The 25,282-nt window shown below is 61.9% G+C and carries 26 protein-coding genes; 16 read left to right on the top strand and 10 right to left on the bottom strand.

Features of this window, described 5'->3' with window-relative positions; genetic code table 11:
* Positions 1-124: 124 nt before the first annotated feature.
* Positions 125-1,699, top strand: a complete 1,575-nt coding sequence (locus A9K65_RS11430) for a hypothetical protein (RefSeq protein WP_084015988.1) — start codon at positions 125-127, stop codon at positions 1,697-1,699.
* Between the two features lie 111 nt (positions 1,700-1,810).
* Here the strand turns inward: A9K65_RS11430 and A9K65_RS11425 are convergent, their stop codons facing one another.
* From A9K65_RS11425 to A9K65_RS11415, 3 genes are all read right to left on the bottom strand, one after another.
* The gene (locus A9K65_RS11425) at positions 1,811-2,170 is read right to left on the bottom strand and encodes a tRNA-binding protein (RefSeq protein ID WP_013530010.1); all 360 of its coding nucleotides are present in this window, start codon (positions 2,168-2,170) and stop codon (positions 1,811-1,813) included.
* 27 nt (positions 2,171-2,197) lie between these two features.
* On the bottom strand, positions 2,198-2,698 hold the full coding sequence (locus A9K65_RS11420; RefSeq protein WP_013530009.1) for a YbjN domain-containing protein: 501 nt from the start codon (positions 2,696-2,698) through the stop codon (positions 2,198-2,200).
* Between the two features lie 344 nt (positions 2,699-3,042).
* Positions 3,043-3,345 (bottom strand): accessory factor UbiK family protein, encoded by a 303-nt coding sequence (locus tag A9K65_RS11415; protein WP_013530008.1) that lies wholly within the window; start codon positions 3,343-3,345, stop codon positions 3,043-3,045.
* A gap of 169 nt (positions 3,346-3,514) precedes the next feature.
* Here A9K65_RS11415 and lgt point away from each other — a divergent pair, with 169 nt between their 5' ends.
* From lgt to A9K65_RS11385, 6 genes are all read left to right on the top strand, one after another.
* On the top strand, positions 3,515-4,369 hold the full coding sequence (lgt, locus tag A9K65_RS11410; protein WP_027162149.1) for a prolipoprotein diacylglyceryl transferase: 855 nt from the start codon (positions 3,515-3,517) through the stop codon (positions 4,367-4,369).
* Positions 4,366-5,454 carry a class I SAM-dependent methyltransferase gene (locus A9K65_RS11405; RefSeq protein ID WP_027162150.1) on the top strand — a complete coding sequence of 363 codons (1,089 nt, stop codon included), beginning with the start codon at positions 4,366-4,368 and terminating at the stop codon, positions 5,452-5,454. Before lgt ends, A9K65_RS11405 begins: the two co-directional genes overlap by 4 nt.
* A gap of 105 nt (positions 5,455-5,559) precedes the next feature.
* A complete protein-coding gene (pgeF, locus tag A9K65_RS11400; protein WP_027162151.1) occupies positions 5,560-6,354 on the top strand; it encodes a peptidoglycan editing factor PgeF in 795 nt (264 codons plus the stop codon).
* Positions 6,354-7,505 (top strand): Xaa-Pro peptidase family protein, encoded by a 1,152-nt coding sequence (locus tag A9K65_RS11395; protein WP_013530004.1) that lies wholly within the window; start codon positions 6,354-6,356, stop codon positions 7,503-7,505. The genes pgeF and A9K65_RS11395 overlap by 1 nt, the downstream gene beginning before the upstream one ends.
* A gap of 43 nt (positions 7,506-7,548) precedes the next feature.
* Complete coding sequence (locus A9K65_RS11390; RefSeq protein ID WP_063168841.1) at positions 7,549-8,178, top strand: hypothetical protein; 630 nt, start codon at positions 7,549-7,551, stop codon at positions 8,176-8,178.
* Between the two features lie 237 nt (positions 8,179-8,415).
* A complete protein-coding gene (locus A9K65_RS11385) occupies positions 8,416-9,351 on the top strand; it encodes a ribose-phosphate pyrophosphokinase (RefSeq protein ID WP_013530002.1) in 936 nt (311 codons plus the stop codon).
* 12 nt (positions 9,352-9,363) lie between these two features.
* Here the strand turns inward: A9K65_RS11385 and A9K65_RS11380 are convergent, their stop codons facing one another.
* Positions 9,364-10,248, bottom strand: a complete 885-nt coding sequence (locus A9K65_RS11380) for a helix-turn-helix transcriptional regulator (RefSeq protein ID WP_013530001.1) — start codon at positions 10,246-10,248, stop codon at positions 9,364-9,366.
* 151 nt (positions 10,249-10,399) lie between these two features.
* On the opposite strand from A9K65_RS11380, the gene A9K65_RS11375 reads away from it, so the two are divergent.
* On the top strand, positions 10,400-11,641 hold the full coding sequence (locus A9K65_RS11375; RefSeq protein ID WP_063170320.1) for an MFS transporter: 1,242 nt from the start codon (positions 10,400-10,402) through the stop codon (positions 11,639-11,641).
* Positions 11,642-11,709: 68 nt separating this feature from the next.
* Here A9K65_RS11375 and A9K65_RS11370 read toward each other — a convergent pair whose 3' ends face one another.
* Positions 11,710-12,567 carry an alpha/beta hydrolase gene (locus A9K65_RS11370; RefSeq protein ID WP_064994493.1) on the bottom strand — a complete coding sequence of 286 codons (858 nt, stop codon included), beginning with the start codon at positions 12,565-12,567 and terminating at the stop codon, positions 11,710-11,712.
* 151 nt (positions 12,568-12,718) lie between these two features.
* On the opposite strand from A9K65_RS11370, the gene A9K65_RS11365 reads away from it, so the two are divergent.
* Entirely contained in the window at positions 12,719-13,147 is a 429-nt protein-coding gene (locus tag A9K65_RS11365; RefSeq protein ID WP_013529998.1) for a MarR family transcriptional regulator, read from the top strand.
* 46 nt (positions 13,148-13,193) lie between these two features.
* On the opposite strand, the gene A9K65_RS11360 is transcribed toward A9K65_RS11365, so the two are convergent.
* Positions 13,194-15,200: an EAL domain-containing protein gene (locus tag A9K65_RS11360; protein ID WP_032808605.1), complete on the bottom strand. Its 2,007-nt coding sequence runs from the start codon at positions 15,198-15,200 to the stop codon at positions 13,194-13,196.
* 295 nt (positions 15,201-15,495) lie between these two features.
* Here A9K65_RS11360 and A9K65_RS11355 point away from each other — a divergent pair, with 295 nt between their 5' ends.
* From A9K65_RS11355 to A9K65_RS11325, 7 genes are all read left to right on the top strand, one after another.
* Positions 15,496-16,530, top strand: coding sequence for a methyltransferase (locus A9K65_RS11355; RefSeq protein WP_013529996.1), 1,035 nt, complete (start codon positions 15,496-15,498; stop codon positions 16,528-16,530).
* Between the two features lie 249 nt (positions 16,531-16,779).
* On the top strand, positions 16,780-17,421 hold the full coding sequence (locus A9K65_RS11350; protein WP_013529995.1) for a 50S ribosomal protein L25/general stress protein Ctc: 642 nt from the start codon (positions 16,780-16,782) through the stop codon (positions 17,419-17,421).
* Positions 17,422-17,444: 23 nt separating this feature from the next.
* Positions 17,445-18,170 carry an aminoacyl-tRNA hydrolase gene (gene pth, locus A9K65_RS11345; protein WP_027162157.1) on the top strand — a complete coding sequence of 242 codons (726 nt, stop codon included), beginning with the start codon at positions 17,445-17,447 and terminating at the stop codon, positions 18,168-18,170.
* 89 nt (positions 18,171-18,259) lie between these two features.
* On the top strand, positions 18,260-19,363 hold the full coding sequence (ychF, locus tag A9K65_RS11340; RefSeq protein ID WP_024505635.1) for a redox-regulated ATPase YchF: 1,104 nt from the start codon (positions 18,260-18,262) through the stop codon (positions 19,361-19,363).
* A gap of 240 nt (positions 19,364-19,603) precedes the next feature.
* Positions 19,604-20,578, top strand: a complete 975-nt coding sequence (gene corA, locus A9K65_RS11335; RefSeq protein ID WP_023809832.1) for a magnesium/cobalt transporter CorA — start codon at positions 19,604-19,606, stop codon at positions 20,576-20,578.
* 123 nt (positions 20,579-20,701) lie between these two features.
* Complete coding sequence (locus tag A9K65_RS11330) at positions 20,702-21,178, top strand: MaoC family dehydratase (protein WP_013529991.1); 477 nt, start codon at positions 20,702-20,704, stop codon at positions 21,176-21,178.
* The gene (locus A9K65_RS11325) at positions 21,175-21,645 is read left to right on the top strand and encodes a MaoC family dehydratase (protein WP_013529990.1); all 471 of its coding nucleotides are present in this window, start codon (positions 21,175-21,177) and stop codon (positions 21,643-21,645) included. The genes A9K65_RS11330 and A9K65_RS11325 overlap by 4 nt, the downstream gene beginning before the upstream one ends.
* Positions 21,646-21,690: 45 nt before the next feature.
* On the opposite strand, the gene A9K65_RS11320 is transcribed toward A9K65_RS11325, so the two are convergent.
* The 4 genes from A9K65_RS11320 to A9K65_RS11305 form a co-directional block, all read right to left on the bottom strand.
* Positions 21,691-22,236, bottom strand: coding sequence for an adenine phosphoribosyltransferase (locus A9K65_RS11320; protein WP_013529989.1), 546 nt, complete (start codon positions 22,234-22,236; stop codon positions 21,691-21,693).
* 9 nt (positions 22,237-22,245) lie between these two features.
* A complete protein-coding gene (locus tag A9K65_RS11315) occupies positions 22,246-23,391 on the bottom strand; it encodes an alpha-hydroxy acid oxidase (protein ID WP_064994770.1) in 1,146 nt (381 codons plus the stop codon).
* 175 nt (positions 23,392-23,566) lie between these two features.
* Complete coding sequence (locus A9K65_RS11310) at positions 23,567-24,262, bottom strand: phosphatase PAP2 family protein (protein ID WP_027162161.1); 696 nt, start codon at positions 24,260-24,262, stop codon at positions 23,567-23,569.
* 127 nt (positions 24,263-24,389) lie between these two features.
* The gene (locus A9K65_RS11305; protein ID WP_013529986.1) at positions 24,390-25,262 is read right to left on the bottom strand and encodes a cytochrome c1; all 873 of its coding nucleotides are present in this window, start codon (positions 25,260-25,262) and stop codon (positions 24,390-24,392) included.
* Positions 25,263-25,282: the final 20 nt, after the last annotated feature.

Below are 25,282 nucleotides of genomic sequence, written 5' to 3'. Positions count from 1 at the left end.
GCAGTTCAGGGCTGCGTAGTCATCCATACTTGAGCCGCGCCGTCATCTCGCCCTCCCAAAGACATGGAGAATCCTTGGCAATTGTCGGCGACTCAAAATTTACCATTTCTACCTACATTGCGGCATGCTCGAAGCAACAGTCAGCAACAAAATCAACAGTTACACGAGCCATTTCATCAGGCCCGAAGGTACCTTGCTGATAGTTCTGCTGGTGGTGGCTTTCTTGCCCGTACTGCTCGTCGACATACCCGCTATGGCAGACTATCCAAATCATCTCGCAAGAATGTCGATCCTGATGCGCGCCGGTACGCCCGAAGCCCATCCCTACTATGAAGCCGCGTGGGCACCCTACCCTAATCTAGCCATGGATCTCGTCGTCCCGTTCGCTGGGCGCTTGATCGGGATCGAGCTGGCATCAAAGCTTTTCTATCTAGTCTCGCAAATGCTGGTCGTCAGCGGGGCAATGGCCGTCGGAGCGGCCGCACAGGGGCGTGTGATCCTCAGCGGCTTCGTCGCTTCGCTCTTCCTCTACGCCATGCCTTTCGCTTTCGGATTCGTGAATTTTGAATTTGGACTGGGGATCGTTCTTTGGTCCATCGCGGTTTGGATTTGGCTTGCGGAAAGACCTTTGCCGCTGCGCCTTGCGATCCACGCCGTCTTCGTCGTGGTTCTGTATATCTCTCACCTATTTGCCCTCGGCCTGTATGGCATTGTGGTGGGGCTGTACGAACTCTCCCGCTGGCCAGACCATATTGAGAATTGGAAACGCACGATCTTGCTGGTTGCCGGAATGGCTGCTCCGGTCGTCGCAGTTGGCGCCCTGGCGCTCGCCTACGGCGGCAAAGTGGGTGGCGAAGGAACCGAATGGGCCCTGTCGGCGAAATTGTTGGCGCTGGTTCAAGTCAACGGCTTCAGCAGATACACTTCCTCAGCCGTGACCGTGGTGCTGGTCATTCTCAGTTACCTTGCGGTGAAGCACAGGATGGTGGCGGTCTCTCGCGTCGGCTGCTGGATAGGCTTTGGGCTCTTGTGCCTGTTCATTGTCATGCCGTTTCGCGTTGCGGACACGGCCTTTGTCGACGGGCGCGTCCTTCTGGCGCTTATTCTGATCCTGCCAGCCTTCGTCACGATCAAGCGTCCGCAAGACTCGCGTGGAACATTTCTCGTCGCGCTGGCGTTTGGCGCCGGGCTTGCAAACAGTGGCATCGCGATCTGGGCCCAATTGTCGTGCCGCAGCGAATATCGTGCCCTTATGACCGCGTTCGACGCCATTCCAATGGGTTCGCGAATCCTTACCGGCCAGAATGGCCTTCCAGACGACCCGCCAACGAATCTGCTCCTTTATCCAATGTACAATGCTGCCGCGTTGGCCGTAGTCACACGCAATGCACTGATGCCAACGCTGTTCACCTATCCGGGAAAACAGCCGGTGAGGCCCCGGCCGGAAGTGGCAAACCTGACCGTACCGCAAGGCGGGCCTATCCCGATGTCTGAGCTGGAGGCCTACGCCGCCGGTGCTTCCCCACCGGTCGAGGCGGCGTATGCAGCGCATTGGACCCGTGACTTTGACTATCTGCTGGTAATCGCGCCGGAGCGCAGCCCGCCACGACACGGCAACCTTGAATTAATCGCCGAAGGCAAACAGTTCAAATTTTACAGAATAAGGAAATTGGTCGACGCGGACAGGAAAAGCGGATGATGTCCGCGCGCGACACTCCTGTCACCTCATCGGCATTCATGCTGAAGCATCTGCCGAAAGGATTATCAATCCATCCCGGTTCGCGGGGGATTCCGATCCCCAGTTGAGACCCTAAAACAACCGCCCGCCATCCGGCACCTTACGCTCGATCGCGCCGAGCACCACGGCGCCCTCTTCGTCGGGAAAGCCGAGAGTGAGCACTTCCGACATGAATGGACCGATCTGGCGCGGCGGGAAATTGACCACCGCGAACACCTGCCGGCCGATCAGCGTCTCCGGTGTATAGTATTTGGTGATCTGCGCCGACGATTTCTTGATACCGATGCCGGCGCCGAAATCGATCTTCAGCTTGAACGCGGGCTTGCGCGCCTCGGGAAACGGTTCGGCCTCGACGATCGTGCCGGCGCGGATGTCGACACGATCGAAATCGGCAAAACTGATCTCGGGCTTGCGCTCGGTGTTCGAACTCATCTTGGTCTTGTCTGCCTTAACGGGGACTCAGGCGTTGCCGTAAGTCTCGAACAGCACGCCGGCCAGGGCATCCTTGGCCGAGGTTCCCGACCAGACGACGAACTGGAATGCCTGGAAATAGCATTCGCAGGCTTCCAGCGCCGACGACAGCAACACTTCGACCTGCTGGCTCGACGGCTCGACCCCGCCGGCCAGCAGCAGCGACTGGCGGAACATGATCGCGCCCTCCTGCTCCCAGAGGTCGAAATGGCCAAACAGCATCTGCTCGTTGATCAGCGACAAGAGCCGCATCACTTCCAGCGTGCGGGTCTCCGGCACCTTGATATCGAAGGCGCAGGCCAGGTGCAGCGCCTCGAAATCCTCCATCCACGAAAAGGAGACGTGATAGTCGGTCCAGCTTCCGGCAACCGAGATCGAAATCTCGTCGTCGCCGGCCCGCTCGAAGGACCAGTCGTTGTTGTGGGCCACCTGCTCGATAACATCCACCGGATGGATTTCGCGGGAGAATTCGAGTTCGAGAAGTTCCATGGAATGCTTCCTGTCGTTCTGTACGAGCGCCGCCACACGCTCCGCGGGAGGGCACACACAACGAACAATCTTGTCTAGAACTCGGACGGCCAGGACTTTCTTCGCGCAAAGACGACTTCTCGACGCAAAGACCCCAGACCGGACCCCACCGCCCGGTCGCATGATCCTGCTCCGAATCATGCAACAAATTCAGTCTATTGATCGGGAGTCGCGTGAACAGCCCAATTTTTCGCACTGCGTCATTCGCATGTGGAAAGCCGCTGTCACAAAGATTCATGCAATGCCGTTAAGCGATTCACGGCAAAGCGCTTTTCAGGATCGGGCTATGTGGAAAAGTTTAACGATTATTTTTTTGTGCGCGGCTTGGCGGCCGTCGCTGGTGTGGCGTCACCGGCCAGTTCGGCAAGCTTCGCCTCGAGCGCCTCGATGCGGGCGGCAAGGCGGGTGTTTTCTTCCCGCGCCTTGGCGGCCATCTCGCGCGCGGCTTCGAACTCTTCGCGCTGCACCACGTCCATCGTGTTGAGAATGCGCTCGGCCTGACCCTTGAAGGCGGTCTCCACCTCACGGCGCACGCCCTGGGCGGCGCCGGCGGCGTCGGTCATCAGCTTGGCGAATTCATCGAGAATGCGGTTCGGTCCGGTCGACATGGCAAATCCTCGCGCTTGCACAAAATTGACGTAGTGGCGCCGCGCGTCGAATGCAAGCTTGTTGCACCTTGCTGCGGCATCAAGTCGAGTGCGCCCACCTTGCCTTGACCCTGCCAAAACCCTGCCGCATGGTCCGCGCCCAAACACGCTCGCAATCGAGAGTTCCCCGTTGAACGAATATTTCCTGCTGCCGCTGGCCTCCCTGCCCTTCCCCAACATCAACCCGATCCTCATCCAGATCGGGCCGCTGGCGGTGCACTGGTATGGCGTCGGCTATATCGTCGGCATCCTGTTCGCCTGGTGGTATGCCAAGCGGCTCGCCGCCAATGCCAGGCTGTGGCCGAACGGCGTCCTGCCGATGAAGCCGGAGGATCTCGACGATTTCATCGTCTGGGCGGCCATCGGCGTCGTGCTCGGAGGCCGCACCGGCTATGTGCTCTTCTATGATCTGGCGCGCTACATCGCGCACCCGCTCGATATCTTCGCCGTGTGGCAGGGCGGGATGTCGTTCCATGGCGGCCTGCTCGGCGTCATCCTCGCCATGACGCTGTTTTCCATCAAGCGCGGCATCCGCACCTGGTCGCTGTTCGATGTCGTGGCGGCCGGCGTGCCGGTCGGCCTTGGCCTGGTGCGCGTCGCCAACTTCATCAATTCCGAGCTGTGGGGCCGGCCAACCGACGTGCCCTGGGCGTTCGAATTCCCCAATGGCGGGCCGTTTGCCCGTCATCCGAGCCAGCTTTACGAGGCGCTTCTGGAGGGCGTGGTGCTGTTCCTCGTGCTGCGCATCCTCACCCATTCGCGCCTTAAGCTGAAGACGCCGCGCTTCGTCGGCGGCGCCTTCATCTGCGGCTACGGCCTGTCGCGTATCTTCGTCGAGTTCTTCCGCGAACCCGACCAGCAGCTCGGCTATCTCCTCGGCACCAACTGGTTGACCATGGGCATGATCCTGTCGTCGCCGATGGTGTTGGCCGGCATCTGGGCGATGCTGACCGCCAAGCCGGTGGCACAGCCGCAGCCGGCATGACACGGCTGAAGACCCGCATCGTCGACCTGATCGAGGCCCTGGGGCCGCTTCCCGTCAACGAGTACATGGCGCTCTGCCTGTTCGACCCGGCGGACGGCTACTACACGACGCGCGAGCCCTTTGGTGCGGGCGGCGACTTCATCACCGCGCCGGAAATCAGCCAGATGTTCGGCGAACTGGTCGCCGTGTGGCTTTATCAAGCCTGGCTGGCGGGCGGCCGGTCGCGGTCGGCCACCATCGCCGAGATCGGACCCGGCCGCGGCACGCTGATGAAGGACATGCTGCGCACGCTGTCGCGGCTCGATCCTGACCTGGCCAACGGCGCCACCTTCGCCATGATCGAGACAAGCCCGCGCCTGACCGAGGTGCAAAAAAAGACGCTTGGCGTCACACCCTTCGCGGTTGGCTGGCACGAAACCATCGAGACCTTGCCGCAACAATCGCTGTTCATCGTCGGCAACGAACTGTTCGACGCCGTTCCCATCCGCCAGTTCATCCGCGCCGGCGCCGGCTGGCGCGAGCGCATGGTCGGCCTCGACGAGACCAACGACCTTTGCTTCTTCGCCGGCGCCGGCTCGGTCGACCCGACGCTGCTGCCCGCCGATGCCGCTCACGCGCCGCAAGGCGCGATCGCCGAAGTGGCACCTGCCCGCACCGCGCTGATGGCAACAATCGCCGAGCGCATATCCAGGCATGGCGGCGCCGGCCTGTTTCTCGATTACGGCCATTTCCAGCCGGGTGTCGGGGACACGCTGCAGGCCTTGCGCAGCCACGATCACGAAGATGTGCTGGCCAATCCCGGTGAGGCCGACCTCACGTCCCACGTCGATTTCGCCGCCCTTGCCGCGATCGCGCGTGCACATGGCCTCGAAGCCCATCTGACGACACAGGGCGACTTCCTGCTCGGCATGGGCATCCTCGAGCGCGCCGGCCGCCTTGGCGCCGATGCCGGTCAGGCGGCGCGCGAAAGGATCGCCGGCGACGTCGAGCGCCTCGCCGGGCCGCAAGCCATGGGCGAGCTGTTCAAGGTGCTTGCGGTGCTGCCTCGCGGCGTGGCGGTTCGGCCCTTTGCCGAGGCGGATTGACTTTTTACCGCCGCCCCTCCCAATCTCCCGTCCGCGCTTTGCAGCCTGTTCTCGACCAAGCACCTTCTTCTTGACGAAACCGCCCACACGGACAACAACGCCCGCATGCTGAATCAGACCAAACCGGATCCCGTTCGGTCGCCGCTGCTGGACGAGGCGCAGGCACAAGGCATCCGCCACGGCTATTTCACCCGCGTCGGCGGTGTTTCCGGCGGCATCTATCAGGGCCTCAACATCGGCACCGGATCGAATGACGACCAGACGCTGGTTGCCGAGAACCGCGCCCGTGTCGCTGCCTGGATGGGCGTGCCGGCAAGCCATCTGTTGACCGCCTGGCAAATCCATTCGCCCGATGTCGTCATTGCCAGGGAGCCCTTTGCCGGCGAGCGCCCCAAGGCGGACGCCATCGTCACCGATCGGCCGGGCATCGCCATCGGCGCCTCGACCGCCGATTGCGGTCCCGTGCTGTTCGCTGATGCGCAGGCGCGCATCATCGGCGCTGCGCATGCCGGCTGGAAAGGCGCGTTCACCGGCGTGCTCGAAAACACCATCCTGGCGATGGAAAGCCTCGGCGCCCGGCGCCAAAACATCGTCGCCGTGCTAGGCCCCTCCATCGGCCCGCGAAACTACGAGGTCGGCCCGGAATTCGTCGCCCGCTTTGTCGAATCCGACGCCGAAAACATCCTCTATTTCGCTCCGTCCGCCAATGCCGGCCATGCGATGTTCGACCTCAACCGCTACACGGTTGACCGGCTGGCCAAGGCAGGCGTGACGGCTGAGGGCCTCGACCGCTGCACTTACGCTGAGGAAGGCCTGTTCTACTCCTATCGGCGCACCACGCATCGCAAGGAGCCCGATTACGGCCGGCAGGTTTCGGCAATTGTCTTGGAGAGGGAATAATGGCGCTGCATTTTGAACGATCTGAATTTGACGCGCGGCGCGACCGGCTGATCATCGAGATGGCCGAAAAGAAGCTCGACGCCATCCTGCTGTTCGCGCAGGAAAGCATGTATTGGCTGACCGGCTACGACACGTTCGGCTTCTGCTTCTTCCAGTGCCTGGTGGTCAAGGCCGACGGTTCGATGGTGCTTCTGACCCGCTCGGCCGACCTGCGCCAGGCACGTCAGACCTCGATTATCGACAACATCGTCTTGTGGACCGACCGCAACGGCGCCAATCCCGCGGTCGACCTGCGCAATCTGCTCAACGAACTCGACCTGCTCGGCGCCCGCATCGGTGTCGAATATGACACCCACGGCCTGACCGCCTTCAACGGCCGCCGCCTGGACGAGCAGTTGCAGACCTTCGGCCAGATCGCCGATGCGTCCGGCATTGTCGGCCGGCTGCGCCTGTTCAAGAGCCCGGCCGAGATCGCCAAGGCCGAGAAGGCCGCCAATCTCTCCGACGATGCGCTCGACGCGGCACTGCCGCTGATCAAGCAAGGCGGCGACGAAGCTCTGATCCTGGCCGCCATGCAGGGCGCGATCTTCGCCGGCGGCGGCGACTATCCGGCCAACGAGTTCATCATCGGCTCCGGCGTCGATGCGCTGCTGTGCCGCTACAAGGCCGGCCGCCGCAAGCTCACCAAGAACGACCAGCTGACGCTCGAATGGGCCGGCGTCTTCAACCACTACCATGCGCCGATGATGCGCACGGTGCTGACCGGCAAGGTGTCGAAGCGCCATCAGGAACTGTTCGACGCCGCCCGCGCAGCACTCCTGGCTGTCGAGAAGGCGATGATGCCGGGCAACAGCTTCGGCGACGTCTTCGATGCGCATGCCCGCACCATGGAGGCACACGGCCTGACCAAGCACCGGCTGAACGCCTGCGGCTATTCGGTCGGCGCCCGCTTCACCCCGTCCTGGATGGACATGCCGATGTTCTACCAGGGCAATCCCGAACCGATCGCGCCCAACATGACGCTGTTCGCCCATATGATCATCATGGACTCCGACACCGAGACGGCGATGACGCTTGGCCGCACCTACCTGACCACCGAATCCCAGCCCAGGCCGCTGTCCCGCCATGATCTCGACTTGATCGTAAAGTGAATCCACAGTGGGAGGCGTTCTTCGCCAAGGAGTTAGAAGGCAAATGAGACGATCGCATGTGACGACCGTGTCATTGCTTGTGGCATTGGCTCTTGCCGCCTGCACCAACGCAAAGGACGTGCTCGAACCGTCGGCGATCACCCCGCCGGCGACGTCGACCCAGACGCTGCCCGCAACGTCAGGCAACACGGCGGCAACGGTTCCGGCCGGGCCCGCCACCAGCACGTCTGGCGCTCCCGCAACCGCCGCCGCACCGGTCACATCAGCCCAAAGCGCTGCCATCCTGTCGAAGACCCGCTTGCAGATCGCGCCGATCGTCGGCGCTTCGGTGGAAGCTGCGACACCTCTGACGGCGGAGTTGCAGACCCGTGCCAGGCAGCGCGGCATCACTCTCGCCGGCAGCGCCGACCAGACCGTGACACATGTGCTGAAAGGCTATTTCTCGACGATGTCGGAAGGCGCCGACACCACCGTCATCTATGTCTGGGACGTCTATGACCCCGCTGGCAACCGGCTGCACCGCATCAATGGCCAGCAGAAGGCTCCGTCGGTCAATTCCGGCGCCAGCGCGGGCGGCGACAGCTGGAAGGGGATCTCGCCGGCCACCATGCAGGCGATCGCCGACCAGACCATCGACCAGTTCGCCGCCTGGCTCGGCGGCAAGGCGGGCTAGAGGCATCGGACCCCAAAGTGGAGACGGTTTTGGGAAAATCCGATGCCCAATGAGAAGAAGAACCAGCACAAGTCCCCTGCTCCCTGTTGCAGTCCGGCGATGGCGCGGAGCTTTCTTGAGTTTAGCCGGCGGATTCCCGATCTCGGCGCTTGCAATACCAGCGCGGGCCGCTAAAAGCCCGGTTAAAGGGCGCAAGCGAGTCCGTCAGGCCTCATCATCCTCCACCAGGAACCGTGCATGAAACTCTTCGCGGGCAATTCCAACAGGGTGCTGGCCGAAGCAGTCGCCCGGTACCTCAACGTCCCGCTGGGCAAAGCCACGGTCAGGCGCTTCGCCGACCAGGAAATCTTCGTCGAAATCCAGGAAAACGTGCGCGGCGAGGATGTCTTCATCCTGCAGTCGACCTCGTTCCCGACCAACGATCATTTGATGGAATTGCTTATCATGATCGATGCCTTCATGCGCTCCTCGGCCAAGCGCATCACGGCGGTCATCCCTTATTTCGGCTACGCCAGGCAGGACCGCCGCGCCTCCGGCCGCACGCCGATCTCGGCCAAGCTGGTCGCCAACATGATCACCCGCGCCGGCGTCGACCGCGTTCTGACGCTCGACCTGCATGCCGGCCAGATCCAGGGCTTCTTCGACATCCCGACCGACAATCTGTTTTCCGTGCCGGTGATGGCCCGCGACGTGAAGGCCAAATACAAGCAACTCGGCAACGTCGTGGTGGTTTCGCCCGACATTGGCGGCGTGGTCCGCGCCCGTGCGCTGGCCAAGCGCTTCGATGCGCAACTGGCCATCGTCGACAAGCGCCGCGAACGGCCGGGCGAATCGGAAGTCATGAACATCATCGGCGCGGTCGCCGGCAAGGATTGCCTGCTGATCGACGACATCGTCGATTCCGGCGGCACGCTGTGCAACGCCGCCGATGCGCTGCTGGCCAACGGCGCCACCAGCGTCACCGCCTATATCACCCACGGCGTGCTGTCGGGCGGTGCCGTTGCCCGCATCAGCGGCTCGAAGCTGCAGGAACTGGTGATCACCGATTCCATCCAGCCGACCCAGGGCGTGCTCGACGCGCCCAACATCCGCGTCATCTCGATCGCCGACCTGATGGGCGAAGCCATCTCGCGCACGGCGACTGAGGAATCGGTGTCCAGCCTGTTCGACTAAACCCGCCTGCCCTTAAGGCGCGGAGCTTTCCAACCGAACCGGGCCGATCAGGCGACGAGCGACCTCGACGTTCTCGCGTGCGCCGCGCATATAGCCGCGCGGCGAGGTCCCCAGCATGCGCTTGAACATGGTGATGAAGGCCGGCACGCTGTCATAGCCGAGATCAAGCGCCACCCTGGTGATCGGCTCGCCGTCCGCCAGCCTGGGCAGCGCCGCGAACAGGCAGGCCTGCTGGCGCCATGTCGACAGCGACAGGCCGGTCTGGCGCTGGAAGGCGCGCGTGAAGGAACGGCGGCTCATGCCGGCTGCATCGGCCCACTCGTCGATGGTCGCATGCGGCGACGGTGCTGCGACGAAGCGTCGGCACAGCGCCGACAATCTTGGATCGGACGGAAATGGCAGCCCGAGAGGCCGTTCCGGCAAGGTCGGGATTTCGTGCAGCAGAAGGTTCATGATCAGCCCACCGCGTCCTTCCAGAACGCCGCCTTGCGGGAGCTTCTCCGATTCCACGATCAGGCTGTGCATCAGGTCGGTGACGCCGACGACGCGCAAGCCTTCGGGCAGCCCGGGGATCGCCTGTGGCATGACATAAACCGAACGCATCGAGACGTCGCCCAGCATCTCGACGGAATGCTCGGTGCCGGCTGGAATCCACATCGCGTGGTCGGGCGGCACCATCCAGCGCCCGTAGCGTGTCGTCACCAGCACCACACCGACAAGCGCATGCAAGAGCTGGCTGCGGCTGTGGCGGTGCTGTGGCACGCGGTAGCCGTCAGGATATTCGGTCGGCAATGCCACCGCCGGCCCGGCCACTTGCTCAAGCCACTGCCAGCGGCTCTCGTGCAACTGGCCGAGATTGGCATTGCCAGCGTGAAAGACTTCTTTGCCGTGCGGCATCTAGTTATGGCCCACTTGCGAAACTATTGGACCAAACCACGAAAGAAGTCGTCTCGCAAGCGGCTTATAAGGCACCGTCCCTAGGGTGGCCGCAAGGAGCGTCCGCCAGTTGCCTGCGGGCGTGCCCGCCAAAAAGACCACGGAGCCTACCTTGACCGATACGACAGCAGCCAGCGTCGCCCCACCGGCGAGCGCCAGTCACGCCTCAGCCCAGGCGACGGCCTTCACCGTCATCCTGGCGGTGAGCTTCTGCCACTGCATCAACGACATCATGCAGTCGCTGCTATCGGCCATTTACCCGCTCCTGAAAGAGAATTATGGCCTCGATTTCTGGCAGATCGGCTTGTTGACCTTCACTTTCCAGGTGACCGCATCCTTGCTGCAGCCGCTGATCGGCATGATCACCGACAAGCGGCCGATGCCCTATTCGCTGCCCTACGGCATGGCGTCGTCGCTGATCGGCCTGATCGTGCTCGCCTATGCCGGGCATTATTCGCTGCTGCTGATCGGCGCCTCGCTGATCGGCATCGGCTCGGCGATCTTCCACCCGGAATCCTCGCGCATCGCCCGCTTCGCTTCCGGCGGCCGCTTCGGCCTGGCGCAGTCGCTGTTCCAGGTGGGCGGCAATTTCGGCCAGTCCATGGGGCCGCTGCTGGCGGCCTTCATCGTCGTGCCGTTCGGCCAGACCAGCATTTCCTGGTTCGCCGTCGGCTCGCTGATCGGCATCATCGTTTTGTGGCAGGTCGGCGGCTGGTACAGCCGGCTGCGTGCCGCGCAGGGCACCCGCAAGGCGGCGAGCTTCGTTTCGCCCTTCCCGCGCCGCAAGGTGATGAATGCATTGATCGTGCTGACACTGCTGGTGCTGAGCAAGAATGCCTACATCGCCAGCCTCGCCAGCTACTACACCTTCTATTCCATGCATAAGTTCGGCGTTTCTGTGCAGATGAGCCAGGTCATGCTGTTCCTGTTCCTCGGTGCCTCGGCGCTGGGCATCCTGCTCGGCGGCCCGTTCGGCGACCGCTACGGGCAAAAGGCGATGATCTGGTTCTCCATCGTCGGCGTGCTGCCCTTCACGCTCGCCCTGCCCTACGCCAATCTGGAATGGACGATGGTGCTGACGGTGCTTATCGGCCTGATCCTCTCCTCGGCGTTCTCCAACATTGTCGTCTTTGCGCAGGAGCTCGTGCCGGGTCGCGTCGGCATGATCGCCGGCATCTTCTTCGGCTTCGCCTTCGGCATGGGCGGCATCGCGGCGGCCGTGCTCGGCGTGGTCGCCGACATGAAGGGCATCGATTTCGTCTTCCAGATCTGCTCCTATTTGCCGTTCCTTGGATTGCTGACCGTGTTCCTGCCCAACATGAAGGAAGCGCGCAAGGCGCAGGCGGCCGCCTAGATCAGGCCTGAAACCCACGCAAGGAAAAGCACCCGCCGGACGGCGGGTGCTTTTTTCGTTCCAACGGCCTATGCTTTGAAGAAGGCCAGCAGGTCGGCGTTGACGATGTCTGCATGGGTCGTGGCCATGCCGTGCGGGAAGCCCTTGTAGACCTTGAGCTCGCCCTTCTTGAGCAGCTTGATCGTCAGCAGCGCCGAGTCCGCGATGGGAACGATCTGGTCGTCGTCGCCGTGCATGACCAGCACAGGCACGTCGATCGCCTTCAGATCCTCGGTGAAGTCGGTTTCCGAAAAGGCCTTGATGCAATCATAATGCGCCTTGGTGCCGCCCATCATGCCCTGGCGCCACCAATTGTCGATGACGCCCTGCGATACCTCTGCGCCCGGGCGGTTGAAGCCGTAGAACGGACCTGATGGAACGTCGCGGAAGAACTGGGCGCGATTGGCTGCCTGCGCGGAGCGGAAGCCGTCGAACACTTCGATCGGCAGGCCGCCGGGATTGGCGGCAGTCTTGAGCATGATTGGCGGCACCGCGCCGATCAGCACCGCCTTGGCGACACGGCCGCCGGCGCCATACTTGGCGACATAACGCGCCACTTCGCCGCCGCCGGTCGAATGGCCGACATGGATGGCGTTCTTGAGTTCCAGATGGGCTGCGAGTTCCGCGACGTCGGCGGCATAGGTGTCCATCTCGTTGCCGATATCCGTCTGGGTCGAGCGGCCATGGCCTCGGCGATCATGGGCAATGACACGGTAGCCCTGTGACACGAAGAACAGCATCTGGGCGTCCCAATCGTCGCTGCTCAACGGCCAGCCGTGATGGAAGACGACAGGCTGCCCGGTCCCCCAGTCCTTGTAGTAAATCTGCGTTCCGTCCCTGGTGGTGATCATGCCGCTGCCGGAGCTGGGTTTGGTTTGCGAGGTCATCTCAATCTCCTTCTGGTTATTTTCGCGATAAACAATATCGCGATATCGATATAGCTAACGCGGCCTAAAACCCTTGTCCACAAAAATATGTATCGCGATATCATTTTTCGTGGTATCGATTTGATGCCCACATTGGCAAAAGGAATGCGCCGTGCCTCTCCCGTTGGACAATCAGCTCTGTTTCACGCTCTATGCCACCAGCATGGCCATCAACCGCACCTACAAGCCGATGCTGGACGAGATGGGCATCACCTATCCCCAGTACCTGGTGTTGAACGCTCTTGGAGAGGCCGACGGCATGTCGGTCGGCACCATCGCCCATCGGCTCGCTTTGGAATCGAGCACCGTCACGCCGCTGGTGAAGCGAATGGAGCAGGCCGGGCTGGTGACCCGCCAGCGCAGCCAGACCGACGAACGCCAGGTGCAGGTTGATCTGACATCAGCCGGGCGCGCACTGCTTGTCCAATGCAACTGCCTGAACGAAGCCTTGGTCGAACGCTCGGGCATGACGCTGACTGAGCTCGATGCGCTGAACCGGCAGATCCAGGCGTTACGCGCCGCGTTGACCGGCGACCGCTAGCACGGCTTTTGACGACGGCTAAGCCAAACGTCGGAAGAGGCCACCATCATGCGGACTTAAGCACGGCAAATGGCCGTTTGCGCATGGCCCGCTTTGCCTGGAAACTGACGGCGGGAGCGGGACGGCCGACATGGAAGCCCTGGATCTTGTCTATGCCGAATTCGCGCATAAGGGCCATCTGCTCGTCTGTCTCCACCCCTTCGACCAGGATTTTGTGGCCGCGATTTCGAACCAGGGTGATAATGTCCTGCAGCATCGCCTTGCCGCTCGGGGAGCTGCAGTCATGCAGAAACGAGCGATCGATCTTCACCGTATCGAAATCGATCAGGCGAAGCCACGAAAGGCCCGCAAAGCCGGTCCCGAAATCATCAAGCCAGATCTTGATCCCGAGCAGCTTCAGGTCGCTGATGCAGCGCAGGATGTCGGAGTGCATCTCCATCTCCAGCCCTTCGGTGATCTCGAAGGCCAGCCTGCTGCCTGCGACACCCGTCTCGCCCAGAATGGTCGCGACCGACGTCGCGAAGCCCGGTGTCTTGAGCTGGATCGGGGAGACGTTGACACTGACGACACGGACGTGGTCGTCCGCCAGCAGTTCGGCGCACACTGTCCTTATCGCCCAGCGCCCGAGTTCCAGGATCGCACCGGTCCGTTCGGCGACCGGAATGAACAGGCTCGGCGGAACCGATGTGCCGTCGAGCATCTTGAGGCGCATCAGAGCCTCCACCGCTTCAACCCGGTCCGATTTGACATCCTGGATAGGCTGGTAAACGAGTGAAACGAGATTCTGGCCGATCGCGATCTTCAGCAAAGCCGCAATGTTCTCGCTCTCGTCACTGCTTTGCGGGTCGGTTGGATCGAACAGCCGGGCACAATTTCGGCCGCCGGCTTTTGCCAGATAGAGAGCGCGATCGGCCTCGTGAATGATTTTCTCCAGCTTGGCCCCGGTCTGCGTCCGGGTGAATGCGGCGCCAACGCTTACCGTTACGATCGAGACGCCGTCGCGCCGCAGTTCGTGCGTCAGAGCCAGGTTCTCCACCGTGCTGCAAATGGCTTCCGCAATGTCCAGGATCTGCTCCTTTTTCTCCATGCGAGCCAGGACGATGAACTCTTCGCCGCCATAGCGGCCGATGGAGCCATTATACTGTTTGATCATATCGCTAAGGGCATTGGCGACATGGATCAGGCAGCGGTCGCCTTCCTGATGGCCGTAGCAGTCATTGAACTTCTTGAAGAAGTCCACGTCGATGAGGATCGCCCCAAAGCTGGTGCCGACCTTTTGCCAATCGTTCCAGTAGTCTCGCAGCTTCTCGTCGATCGCGCGCCGGTTCTCCAGACCCGTGAGCGGATCGGTCCGCGACAACCTCAGCAGGGCCTTGCCGCGTTCGGTCGCCTCATTGTGCTGGATCTTGGCTTCCAGGGCGTTCAGGAAGACGTTGTAGCGTTCCTCATTCAGTTTCCAGTTCACATATGAGGTGAACGTGAAACAAGAAACATAGAAAGCCCCAAATACCATTTTGTATATGAGAGTTGAGGGAACAAAGTAATTTACGATATAAAGTATACATAAGATTATTGTCGAGGTTACGATAGAAAGCTTGAAATTGAATGTAAAGAAAAGATTGGCGCTCATCATGAATATGGTCCCAAAGACCATATAGTAAGAGACGCTTTCCTTGTCCGCGCCCATAATCGCCGGACACAGCCAACCAACATAGCCAAAGATGATGGCCCCGGCGCAGGTCACGTCGAGCCATTCCGTCCCGACGCCGTGGCGAAGCTGCGCTTCCAGGATCAAAAGCGCGCTCAAGCCGACCGCGAAGCGCGCCGTGATCGTATAGGCGGCCACATCCGGGATCAGCAGCAGATCCGTTGCCGAAAACAAGAGATAGATCGCAACTGCGATCCAAAGCCCTGGCCTGGCTTCCCCTCTTCGCGTCGCCCGGGCTTCGGTGCGGTAGAGGGCGCGAAGTTCGTCGGCCCCCAGTTCGTAGCGCGGCTCGTACGGCTCCGCATCAACCGTATCGGCCAATGCGGATGACACGTGTTCGTTCATCACAATCGACCCCTTTTGAAAGGGATTTTGTTTTCCGAACTCATTTCCAGCTTCTGCCCCCACGCGGGCCGGCTCCTTGGGACGCGACGGCGATTGCGAACGCCGGGCAAACAAATGCAATCGCGCAAGACAAGTTTCCGTTAACTCGAACCCGGAATCCGGCTCGGAAGCTGATTAACCAACGAACATGGTTGGCGGGAAATTAATCATAAACCTAAAATGCCGTCGGCCCGACATTGGCAAAGGGAGCATTCTACGCAATAAGTTAACCGACTGTTAACTATGGAGTGATGGCGTGCAGACCGTTCTTGATGGCAAAAGCTTGATTACTGCCGAGATGCTCGCCGGCACGCTGCCTCGGGGAAAGATCGAGCATCATGGCGAAGCGTTCGAAACCGCGCGCGCGGAGCTTGCCCTCATTCTCCACGCGACACAGCAGCAGGTCGAACAGGACAAGAACCCGGCCGAGATCGTCGGCCGCTTGCTGTCCTTCCTCAATGGCCTGCATTCCAAGGTTCATCCCGACGTCTGGCATGCGTTGATACCGGTCGCGCAGAACCATCCGATCCTAAAGTATTTTCTCGAGGATCCACTGACGCACTGGTCCTTCACCAAACCCAGGGGCTATTCCGGCGACGCGCAGTTGCTCGACTACATCTATTGTGATCCGCACGTGGCAGAGAGCGTGGCGAACGCCTCGGAGGTCGGCAAAGCACTCTATAGCCATACCCAGAACGTACCGTCATGCGTCGCGGCCCGGGAACGACGCGACCTCCTGACCCGATATGTCGACGAGATCGCGGCCAAGAACGGACCGGAAACCGAGGTTCTGGCGATCGCGGCCGGCCATTTGCGGGAAGCCAATCGTTCGGTCGCCCTGACGGAGGGCCGTCTCAAGCGCTGGGTTGCGCTCGACCAGGATCCCCAGAGCGTTGGGCTGATCTCGCGCGACTTCCAGGGCACCGCCGTCGAAGCCATCGACGGCTCGGTGCGAACCGTGCTCACGCGGGGCCACAAGCTCGGCAAATTCGACTTCATCTACGCCTCCGGCCTTTACGACTACCTCGCCCACAACGTCGCGGTGAAACTCACGAAGACCTGCCTGCAGATGTTGAAGCCGAACGGAACATTCCTGTTCGCCAACTACGCCGAGGGCACCCCCGACGCGGGGTATCGGGAGACGTTCATGGACTGGGTGTTGCTGCTGCGATCGGAGGTCGATATGTGGAACATCGTCAATGCCAGCGTCGACCGCAACACCGTCGAGGCGCAGGTATTCTTCGGCGAGAACCGCAACGTGCTCTATGCCGTCATCGAAAAGCGCGGATAGCGGCCGTCTGGGCTGCACCAGGCCGGTCGTGCCTTTGGCTTGCACCTCCGGCCGCCTTCCGCTATAGAGCCGCCACCCGCGTAGACACCCTTGGAGGCAACGCGGCGGAAGGCCGCCTTCCCGCATGATCCCGAAAAGTGGATTCCGGTTTTCGGACCAGATCATGCATGGGTATGTCGGCTTTCGACGTTTACGGTCCAGGCACTCTGCCCACCGTGAGCGCTCCAGAACAAACCGAAAGGAAATGCCATGAGCCACGACACTTACGAGCTCAAGGCCGAAGCACGCGAACAGGTCGGTAAGGGGTCCGCCCGTGCAGTTCGCCGCAACGGTAAAGTGCCTGCAGTAATTTATGGTGACAAGCAGCCTCCCCTGGCTATCGCGCTCACCTACAAGGACATCTACTACAAGATCCATGGCGGCGGGTTCCTGACCACGATCGCCACGATCGATGTCGATGGCAAGAAGATCCAGGTCCTGCCGAAGGACTTCCAGCTCGACCCGGTCAAGGATTTCCCTGTCCATGTCGACTTCCTGCGCATCGGCAAGGACACCGAAGTCAATGTCGACGTGCCTGTCCACTTCATCAACGAGGACAAGTCGCCCGGCATCAAGCGCGGCGGCGTGCTCAACATCGTGCGTCACGAAGTCGAGTTCCACTGCCCGGCCAATGCGATCCCGGAATTCATCACCGTCGATCTCACCGGCGCCAACATTGGCGATTCGATCCACATCTCGGCGGTCAAGCTGCCCGCTGGGGTCAAGCCTGTGATCTCCGACCGCGACTTCACCATCGCGACCATTGCCGGTTCGTCGGCGATGAAGCCGGAGACGGAAGAGACGGCTGAAGCGGCTGCACCTGAAGCGGCTCCTGCCGCCGAAGAGAAGTAACTCTTTCACGCCCGGAGCAGGCGATGCTGCTGTTTGCAGGTCTCGGCAATCCGGGCGCGAAATACGCCGGCAATCGGCACAATGTCGGTTTCATGGCGGCGGACGCAATCGCCCGCCGCCATTCCTTTTCGCCCTGGTCGAAGAAATTTCAGGGCCTGATCGCCGAGGGCTCGCTCGGCGGCGAAAAAGTCGTCCTGATCAAGCCGCAGACCTTCATGAACCTGTCCGGCCAGTCGGTCGGCGAAGCGCTGCGCTTCTACAAGCTCGAGCTTTCCGCGCTCACCGTCTTCTATGACGAGATCGATCTTGCCGAAGGCAAGCTGCGCATAAAGACCGGCGGCGGCGCCGGCGGCCATAACGGCATCCGTTCGATCGATGGCCATGTCGGCAACGCCTATCGCCGCGTACGCATCGGCGTCGGCCATCCAGGCGTCAAGGAAATGGTCCAGCACCATGTGCTCGGCGATTTCGACAAGGCCGACCGCGAATGGCTTGACCCGCTGCTCGACGCGATCGCCGACAACGCCGCCATGATCGCCAAAGGCGACGAATCCGGCTTCATGAACAAAGCCAGTCTCGCCGTCCAGGGCAAGGCCGGGCCGGAGCCCGAAAAATCGGCACCTAAGCAGCCGGCGCAGAAGCAGCAAAGTCACGTCCGCCAGGCACGGCCCCAACAGCCCCTGGCCAAGCTGCCGGAAAGCGGTCCGATGGCCGCCATGCTGAAGAAGCTGTTCGGCGGCAAGGACTGAGCATCAAGGGAACCGAAGGGCTTGACGTTGATCACCCCTATCGCCCATAGCCCTGATCAAATTTCTATTTCCCGATAGGACCGGACAAAATGGGTTTCAAATGCGGCATCGTTGGCTTGCCCAACGTCGGCAAGTCGACGCTTTTCAACGCGTTGACCAGAACGGCTGCGGCGCAGGCCGCCAACTATCCGTTCTGCACCATCGAACCGAATACCGGCGAGGTCGCGGTGCCCGATCCGCGCCTGCAGAAGATCGCGGCGATTGGCAAGTCAAAGGAGATCATCCCGACCCGCATCTCCTTCGTCGACATTGCCGGTCTGGTGCGCGGCGCCTCGAAGGGCGAAGGGCTGGGCAACCAGTTCCTCGCCAACATCCGCGAGGTCGACGCCATCGTGCATGTGCTGCGCTGCTTCGAGGATGACGACATTACCCATGTCGAGGGCCGCATCGACCCGGTGGCCGATGCCGAGACGGTCGAAACCGAGCTGATGCTCGCCGACCTCGACAGCCTCGAGCGCCGCATCGTGCAATTCCGCAAGCGCGCCGGCAGCAAGGACAAGGAAGCGACGTCAGTGCTGCCGATGATGGAGGCAGCGCTAGAACTGCTGCAGGCCGGCAAGCCGACCCGCATCCTGCTCAAGGATATTTCGGCCGAAGATTTGCGCATCCTGCAGGGCCTGAACCTTCTGACCTCGCATCCCGTGCTCTATGTCTGCAACGTCGCCGAGGCCGACGCAGCCACCGGCAACGAGCACACCAGGGCCGTGGAAAAGATGGCGACCGCCCAGGGCGCCGGCACCGTGGTGATCTCGGCCGCCATCGAAGCCGAGGTCGCACAGCTCTCCGATGAGGAAGAGATGGAATTCCTGTCCTCGCTCGGCCTCGACGAGCCCGGCCTCAACAAGGTCATCCGCGCCGGCTACGATCTGTTGCACCTCATCACCTACTTCACCGTCGGGCCGAAGGAGACGCGCGCCTGGACCATCCATAAGGGTGACAAGGCCCCCCAGGCCGCCGGCGTCATCCACACCGATTTCGAGCGCGGCTTCATCCGCGCCCAGACCATCGCCTACAATGACTTCGTCACACTGGGCGGCGAAGTGGCGGCCAAGGAAGCCGGCAAGGCCCGCGACGAAGGCAAGGAATATGTCGTCCAGGACGGCGACATCCTGCTGTTCAAGTTCAACACCTGAGGCTGGTCTATCGAGCATCCAGACATCCGACGGGGTAACCGACGAAACTTTTCAGGCGTGATTTTCCGACTCGGCCGGCGGCCATCCGCCGGGCCGCCCGGGACAGCCACTTGTCTTGATTTTGTCACGTCACAGGTCTAAGCGGCAGACGCACGGTCGGCGCTGGCGCCGGGAACCGTGCAATCCAACACGACGCGTCAATCCGAACGCACCCTTTGGCCCCAGCAAGGGAATCAGGCGATGATCAAGGCCTTCGTCGTGGACAATGATCGCCTGCGCGTCGTCGACGATCTCCTGGCAAACAGCGAGACCATCGTCTGGGCGGACCTGTTCAACCCGACAAAGGAAGAGGAAGCGACGATCGAGAGCTGGCTCGGCGTGGCCATTCCGACGCGCGAGGAGATGGAGGAGATCGAGATTTCGAGCCGCCTCTATGTCGAGGACGGCGCCTACTTCATGACCGCAACCCTGCCCGCGCAGACCGAGGTCGACGATCCCTTGATGTCGCCGGTCACCTTCGTGCTCGCCGGCACAAGGTTGATCACTGTGCGCTACCATGAGCCGAAGGCCTTCAAGACCTTTCCGCAGCGCGCCGAGAAGGTGGCGACCGGCTGCACCAGCGGCGACACCATCCTGATCGGCTTGCTGGAGGCGATCGTTGACCGTCTCGCCGACATTCTGGAGCGTGCCGGCCGTGACATCGAGGCGATCTCGCGCGATATCTTCGAGGCGCGATCGACCAAGGTTTCCAAGCGCAATCGCGACTTCCAGGAATTGTTGAAAGCCATCGGCCGCAAGGAGGACATCGCGTCTTCGATCCGCGACAGCCTGATCTCGCTGCAGCGCCTGGCGGGCTTTTTCGCCCATGCCTCGACCCGCACCAAGATGAGCAAGGACACCAAGGCGCGCATCAAGACGCTGTCTCGCGACGTGCTGTCACTCGCCGACCACGCCACCTTCCTGTCGCAGAAGATCTCCTTCCTGCTCGACGCGACGCTCGGCATGATCTCGATCGAGCAGAACGCCATCATCAAGATCTTTTCGGTCGCCGCCGTCATCTTCCTGCCGCCGACTTTGGTCGCCTCGATCTACGGCATGAATTTCGACGTCATCCCCGAGTTGAAATGGGAACTTGGCTATCCCTTCGCCATCGCCATGATGGTGCTGTCGGCGATCCTGCCCTTCTGGTATTTCCGCCGCCGCGGCTGGCTCTGAGTGGGCCTGTCGATCGGCTGCCACAGGCTGGCGCAGTAGAAATCGCTTGACCAAATGAACGCCGGCCTGCATCCGGAAACCCCGATCCTGAGGATCGTGGGTCGACAAGCCGGATTCCAGACCATGACCGCAGAGATAAAAACATGGGCCTATGAGGACTTCATCGAGGGTGCATCGATCGACCTCGGCTCGAAGCTCGTGAGTGCCGCCGAGATCGTCGAATTCGCCGGAGAATTCGACCCGCAGCCGATGCATCTCGACGAGGAAGCCGGCAAGGCCAGCATCCTCGGTGGGCTGGCGGCGTCGGGCTGGCACACCTGCGCCATGTTCATGCGCATGCTGTGCGATGCCTTCCTGTTGGACTCGACCTGCCAGGGCGCGCCCGGCGTCGATCAGGTCAAATGGAAGAAGCCGGTCCTGGCCGGCGATCAACTGACCGGCACCCTGGTGGTCGTTGCCAAGCGCCTGTCCAAATCGAAGCCGCAACTCGGCTTCGTTACAATGCGCAGCGAACTGTTCAACCAGCGCGGCGAAAGCGTCTTCGAGCTCGAGAACTCCGCCATGTTCCTCACGCGCGATGCCGCGGGGAGCCAAGCATGACACTGGACGAGTTCTTTCGTATCGGCACCACGGTGACGCTCGGCTCGCACACATTCGAGCCCGAGGCGATCAAGGCCTTCGCCCGCAAATACGACCCGCAGATCTTCCATACCGACGAGGAGGCCGCGAAGAAAAGCGTGCTCGGCGGGCTCTGCGCATCCGGCTGGCACACCGCCGCCACCTGGATGAAACTCAATCTCGAAAACCGCATGGACGCCGAGATCGCTGCGTGGAGCGGCCCCGGTCCGGTGCCGGAATTCGGCCCCTCGCCTGGCTTCAAGAACCTGAAATGGCTGAAGCCGGTCTATGCCGGGCAAACCATCACCTTTACGCGCACCGCGCTGTCGCACCGCCCGATTGCCTCACGCCCCGGCTGGCGGCTGCTGGCGCTGCGTTCGGAAGCTTTCGATTCGACCGGCGCCAAGGTGCTCGAGTTCGAAAGCGCCGTGCTGGTGAAGGCCGAGTAGAGGCGGCGCTTCTTCCTTCTCCCATGTGGGAGAAGGGAAGAACACTCAATGCCCCTCGAACCCGATCAGCGTCCGCACCGGCACGCCAAGCGCCTCCAGCTTGGCACGCCCGCCGAGGTCCGGCAGGTCGATGACGAAACAGGCGGCGAGGATGTCGGCACCTATCTGGCGCAGCAGCTTGACCGCCGCTTCAGCCGTGCCGCCGGTGGCGATCAGATCGTCGACCAGGATCACTTTCTCGCCCGGAGCAACACCGTCCTTGTGCATCTCCATTTCGTCCAGCCCGTATTCCAGGCTATAGGCGACGCGCACCGTCTCGTAGGGCAGCTTGCCTTTCTTGCGGATCGGCACGAAACCGGCCGAGAGCTGATGGGCGACGGCGCCGCCAAGGATGAAGCCGCGCGCCTCGATGCCGGCGATCTTGTCGATCTTCTGGCCGGCATAGGGATGCACCAGTTCGTCGATGGCGCGGCGGAAGGCGCGCGCATTGCCAAGCAGCGTGGTGATGTCGCGAAACAGGATGCCGGGCTTGGGATAGTCCGGAATGGTGCGGATCGCGGCAAGCAGCGTGTCTTCGAGCGAGGATTTCATGGGTCGAGATTACCTGAAACGGAGATTGTTGCGCGACAATTGTTCGATCGAGCTGCAGCCCATCAGCTTCATGCCGCGTTCGATCTCGACCCGCATCTGTTCGAGCGCCCGTTCCACGCCGGGCTGGCCGGCCGCCGCGAGCGGAAACAGATAGTAGCGTCCGACGCCGACGGCCTTGGCGCCGAGCGACAGCGCTTTCAGCACGTGTGTGCCGCGCTGCACGCCGCCATCCATGATGACGTCGATCCTGTCGCCAACGGCATCGACGATCTCGGCAAGCTGGTCGAACGCCGCCCGTGAGCCATCCAACTGCCGCCCGCCATGGTTCGACAGCACGATGCCGCTGCAGCCGATGTCGACAGCGCGTTTGGCATCCTCCACCGACATGACGCCCTTGAGGCAGAACGGACCCGACCAGAGCTTGACCATCTCGGCGACGTCGTCCCATGTCATCGACGGATCGAGCATCTCGGTGAAGTAACGGCTGATCGACATCGTGCCGCCGCCCATGTCGACATGCTCGTCGAGCTGCGGCAGCTTGAAGCCCTCATGGGTGAAATAGTTGATCGCCCAGGCCGGCTTGAGCGCGAACTGCGCCATTCCGGTAAGGTTGAGCTTGAAGGGAATGGCAAAGCCGGTTCGTTTGTCGCGCTCGCGGTTTCCCCCGGTGATGCTGTCGACGGTCAGCATCATCACCTCGACCCCGACCGCCTTTGCCCGCTGCATCATCGCCCGGTTAAGACCGCGATCCCGGTGGAAATAGAACTGGTAGACCTGCGGGCTGCTGCTGATGCTGCGCGCCTCCTCAAGGCTGACGGTGCCCAGCGACGACACGCCGAACATCGTGCCGTATTTGGCGGCGGCGTTGGCGACCGCGCGCTCGCCCTGGTGATGGAACAGGCGCTGCAAGGCGGTCGGCGAGCAATAGAACGGCATCGCCAGCTTCTGGCCCATGACCGTCACCGACATGTCGACCTCGCTCACCCCGCGCAGCACGTTGGGAACGAGGTCGCAGGTCTCGAAGCTTTCGGTGTTGCGGCGATAGGTGACCTCGTCGTCCGCCGCGCCGTCGATGTAGTTGAAGATCGGTCCCGGCAGCCGCTGCTGCGCCATGCGGCGGAAATCGGAAAAGTTGTGACAGTCGCTGAGCCGCATCATCGAATTCCAAAGGCCATGGCGGGACAAGTTTCTCGCCACCGTTCGATGCATCGAATATCAACCTGTTGTCGGCGTGCCAACGGACTATTTTTCGAGCTGCCCTCCGGACATGGCCATGAGCAAAAAAGGGGCGCCGCAGCGCCCCTTTCTGGTCTGATCCGATTGACGAAGATTACATGCCGAGATCCGAACGAAGCTCGGCCCTGGCCACTTCATATTCGGCCTTGAAGTCGTCCCGGTTGAGCAGGACCGCGGCGATGACGCTGCCGGAAATCCTGCCCATCTCGACGTCGGACGCATAGTGGATGCCGCCGACCTCGCGATTGTGGGCGTATTCGGCCGCACGCGCCATGATCTCGGCGCGCTTTTCCGGAACCATATCGGATAGGATGATGCCCATCATGGTGCCGACGGTGGCGTGGCCGGACGGCCAGGAACCCGAACTCGACAGCTTGACCGCCGGCTTGACGAGGTCGCTGAGCTGGTGCGGACGCGGGCGCTTCCAGAAATCCTTGGCCGGATCGACGACGGCGCCTTCGGTGGCCACGACGCGATCGAAGAAGGCGCTGAATTTGGGCAGCGTTTCCTTGTTGAATTTCGGCCCCATGACGTTGGCGAAGCGCCAGACATTCTCGTCGGCATCGGCGACGGCGCTGGCTACCATCTCGGGCGTGCGTGTCACCTGCAGCATCAGCACCTCGCCGAGTTCGGCCTTGGTCTGCGCCGAATCGTTTGCCGGCGGCGGCGGCAGGATCATCGTCAGGTCGACATCCTTGTTGGTGACGAAAGGCTGGGCGTCTTCCGCTTGCGCGGCCGAGCCGACGATGAGCAGCAACAGGCCTGCCGCGAGCGATGCGTATCTTTTCATGGGTGCGATCCTTTGATGAGAGCAGCACAGGATCGCCGGATGCGGTGACGGCCATGTGACATGGCCGGCTTCTGGAAATGCAAAAGGGCGCCTCTCGGCGCCCTTCGTGATCACTTGATCGTGTGGCTTAATGCGCCACGCCTTCCCACACCTTGCGCTTGGTGAGATAGACCAGCGCGCCGAACAAAAGCAGGAACACCAGAACGCGAAAACCGGTCTTCTTGCGGTCTTCCATATGCGGCTCGGCCGCCCATGCCAGGAAGGCGGAGACGTCGCGGGAATACTGGTCGATGGTCTGCGGCGCACCGTCATCATAGGTCACCTGGCCGTCGGAGAGCGGCTTGGGCATCTTCAGCGACACGCCGGACATGAAGTACGGATTGTAGTGGGTGCCTTCCGGGATGACCATGCCGGCCGGCGGCGTCTGGTCGTAGCCGGTCAGCAGCGAGTGGATATAGTCGGGGCCGCCCGCGTCGTACTGGGTAAAGATATCGAAGACGAACTGCGGAAAACCGCGTTCGACACCGCGAGCCTTGGCCAGCAGGGACATGTCGGGCGGAGCAGCACCGCCATTGGAGGCAGCGGCGGCTTCCTCATTGGCGAAGGGCGGCGGGAAGTGGTCGGACGGCTTGCCGGGACGGTCGAACATGTCGCCGGCATCGTTGGGACCGTCGTGGATGGTGTACTCGGCCGACAGCGTCTTGATCTGCGCATCGGAATAGCCGAGGTCCGACAGCGTGCGGAACGCCACCAGGTTCATCGAATGGCAGGCCGAGCAGACTTCCTTGTAGACCTTGAGGCCGCGCTGCAGCTGCGCCTTGTCATAGGTGCCGAATGGGCCAGTGAAACTCCAGTCCATTTCCTTCGGCTCGTCGATCGGGAAATGCGTCGGATTGGCCACATTGTGTGCCTCTTCGGCGGCGATCGCCCGAGTGCCCGCGGCCCCAGCGGCGACGGCCACAAGGCCGATCAGCGCCAGCGAGGTGAGAATCTTTTTCATGCCAAATCCCCTTAGATTCT

The organism is Mesorhizobium sp. WSM1497, assembly GCF_001672455.2.
Classification (GTDB): Bacteria; Pseudomonadota; Alphaproteobacteria; order Rhizobiales; family Rhizobiaceae; genus Mesorhizobium; species Mesorhizobium ciceri.
Note: the sequence above shows the minus strand (reverse complement) of the source record. Positions and strands in the feature narration are given on the sequence as shown.

Coding starts and splice junctions, on each gene's coding strand:
- A9K65_RS11430 (WP_084015988.1), top strand. CDS start 125: ATGCTCGAAGCAACAGTCAGCAACAAAATCAACAGTTACACGAGCCAT.
- A9K65_RS11425 (WP_013530010.1), bottom strand. CDS start 2,170: ATGAGTTCGAACACCGAGCGCAAGCCCGAGATCAGTTTTGCCGATTTC.
- A9K65_RS11420 (WP_013530009.1), bottom strand. CDS start 2,698: ATGGAACTTCTCGAACTCGAATTCTCCCGCGAAATCCATCCGGTGGAT.
- A9K65_RS11415 (WP_013530008.1), bottom strand. CDS start 3,345: ATGTCGACCGGACCGAACCGCATTCTCGATGAATTCGCCAAGCTGATG.
- A9K65_RS11405 (WP_027162150.1), top strand. CDS start 4,366: ATGACACGGCTGAAGACCCGCATCGTCGACCTGATCGAGGCCCTGGGG.
- pgeF (WP_027162151.1), top strand. CDS start 5,560: ATGCTGAATCAGACCAAACCGGATCCCGTTCGGTCGCCGCTGCTGGAC.
- A9K65_RS11395 (WP_013530004.1), top strand. CDS start 6,354: ATGGCGCTGCATTTTGAACGATCTGAATTTGACGCGCGGCGCGACCGG.
- A9K65_RS11390 (WP_063168841.1), top strand. CDS start 7,549: ATGAGACGATCGCATGTGACGACCGTGTCATTGCTTGTGGCATTGGCT.
- A9K65_RS11385 (WP_013530002.1), top strand. CDS start 8,416: ATGAAACTCTTCGCGGGCAATTCCAACAGGGTGCTGGCCGAAGCAGTC.
- A9K65_RS11380 (WP_013530001.1), bottom strand. CDS start 10,248: ATGCCGCACGGCAAAGAAGTCTTTCACGCTGGCAATGCCAATCTCGGC.
- A9K65_RS11370 (WP_064994493.1), bottom strand. CDS start 12,567: ATGACCTCGCAAACCAAACCCAGCTCCGGCAGCGGCATGATCACCACC.
- A9K65_RS11360 (WP_032808605.1), bottom strand. CDS start 15,200: ATGAACGAACACGTGTCATCCGCATTGGCCGATACGGTTGATGCGGAG.
- A9K65_RS11350 (WP_013529995.1), top strand. CDS start 16,780: ATGAGCCACGACACTTACGAGCTCAAGGCCGAAGCACGCGAACAGGTC.
- pth (WP_027162157.1), top strand. CDS start 17,445: ATGCTGCTGTTTGCAGGTCTCGGCAATCCGGGCGCGAAATACGCCGGC.
- ychF (WP_024505635.1), top strand. CDS start 18,260: ATGGGTTTCAAATGCGGCATCGTTGGCTTGCCCAACGTCGGCAAGTCG.
- corA (WP_023809832.1), top strand. CDS start 19,604: ATGATCAAGGCCTTCGTCGTGGACAATGATCGCCTGCGCGTCGTCGAC.
- A9K65_RS11330 (WP_013529991.1), top strand. CDS start 20,702: ATGACCGCAGAGATAAAAACATGGGCCTATGAGGACTTCATCGAGGGT.
- A9K65_RS11325 (WP_013529990.1), top strand. CDS start 21,175: ATGACACTGGACGAGTTCTTTCGTATCGGCACCACGGTGACGCTCGGC.
- A9K65_RS11320 (WP_013529989.1), bottom strand. CDS start 22,236: ATGAAATCCTCGCTCGAAGACACGCTGCTTGCCGCGATCCGCACCATT.
- A9K65_RS11315 (WP_064994770.1), bottom strand. CDS start 23,391: ATGCGGCTCAGCGACTGTCACAACTTTTCCGATTTCCGCCGCATGGCG.
- A9K65_RS11310 (WP_027162161.1), bottom strand. CDS start 24,262: ATGAAAAGATACGCATCGCTCGCGGCAGGCCTGTTGCTGCTCATCGTC.
- A9K65_RS11305 (WP_013529986.1), bottom strand. CDS start 25,262: ATGAAAAAGATTCTCACCTCGCTGGCGCTGATCGGCCTTGTGGCCGTC.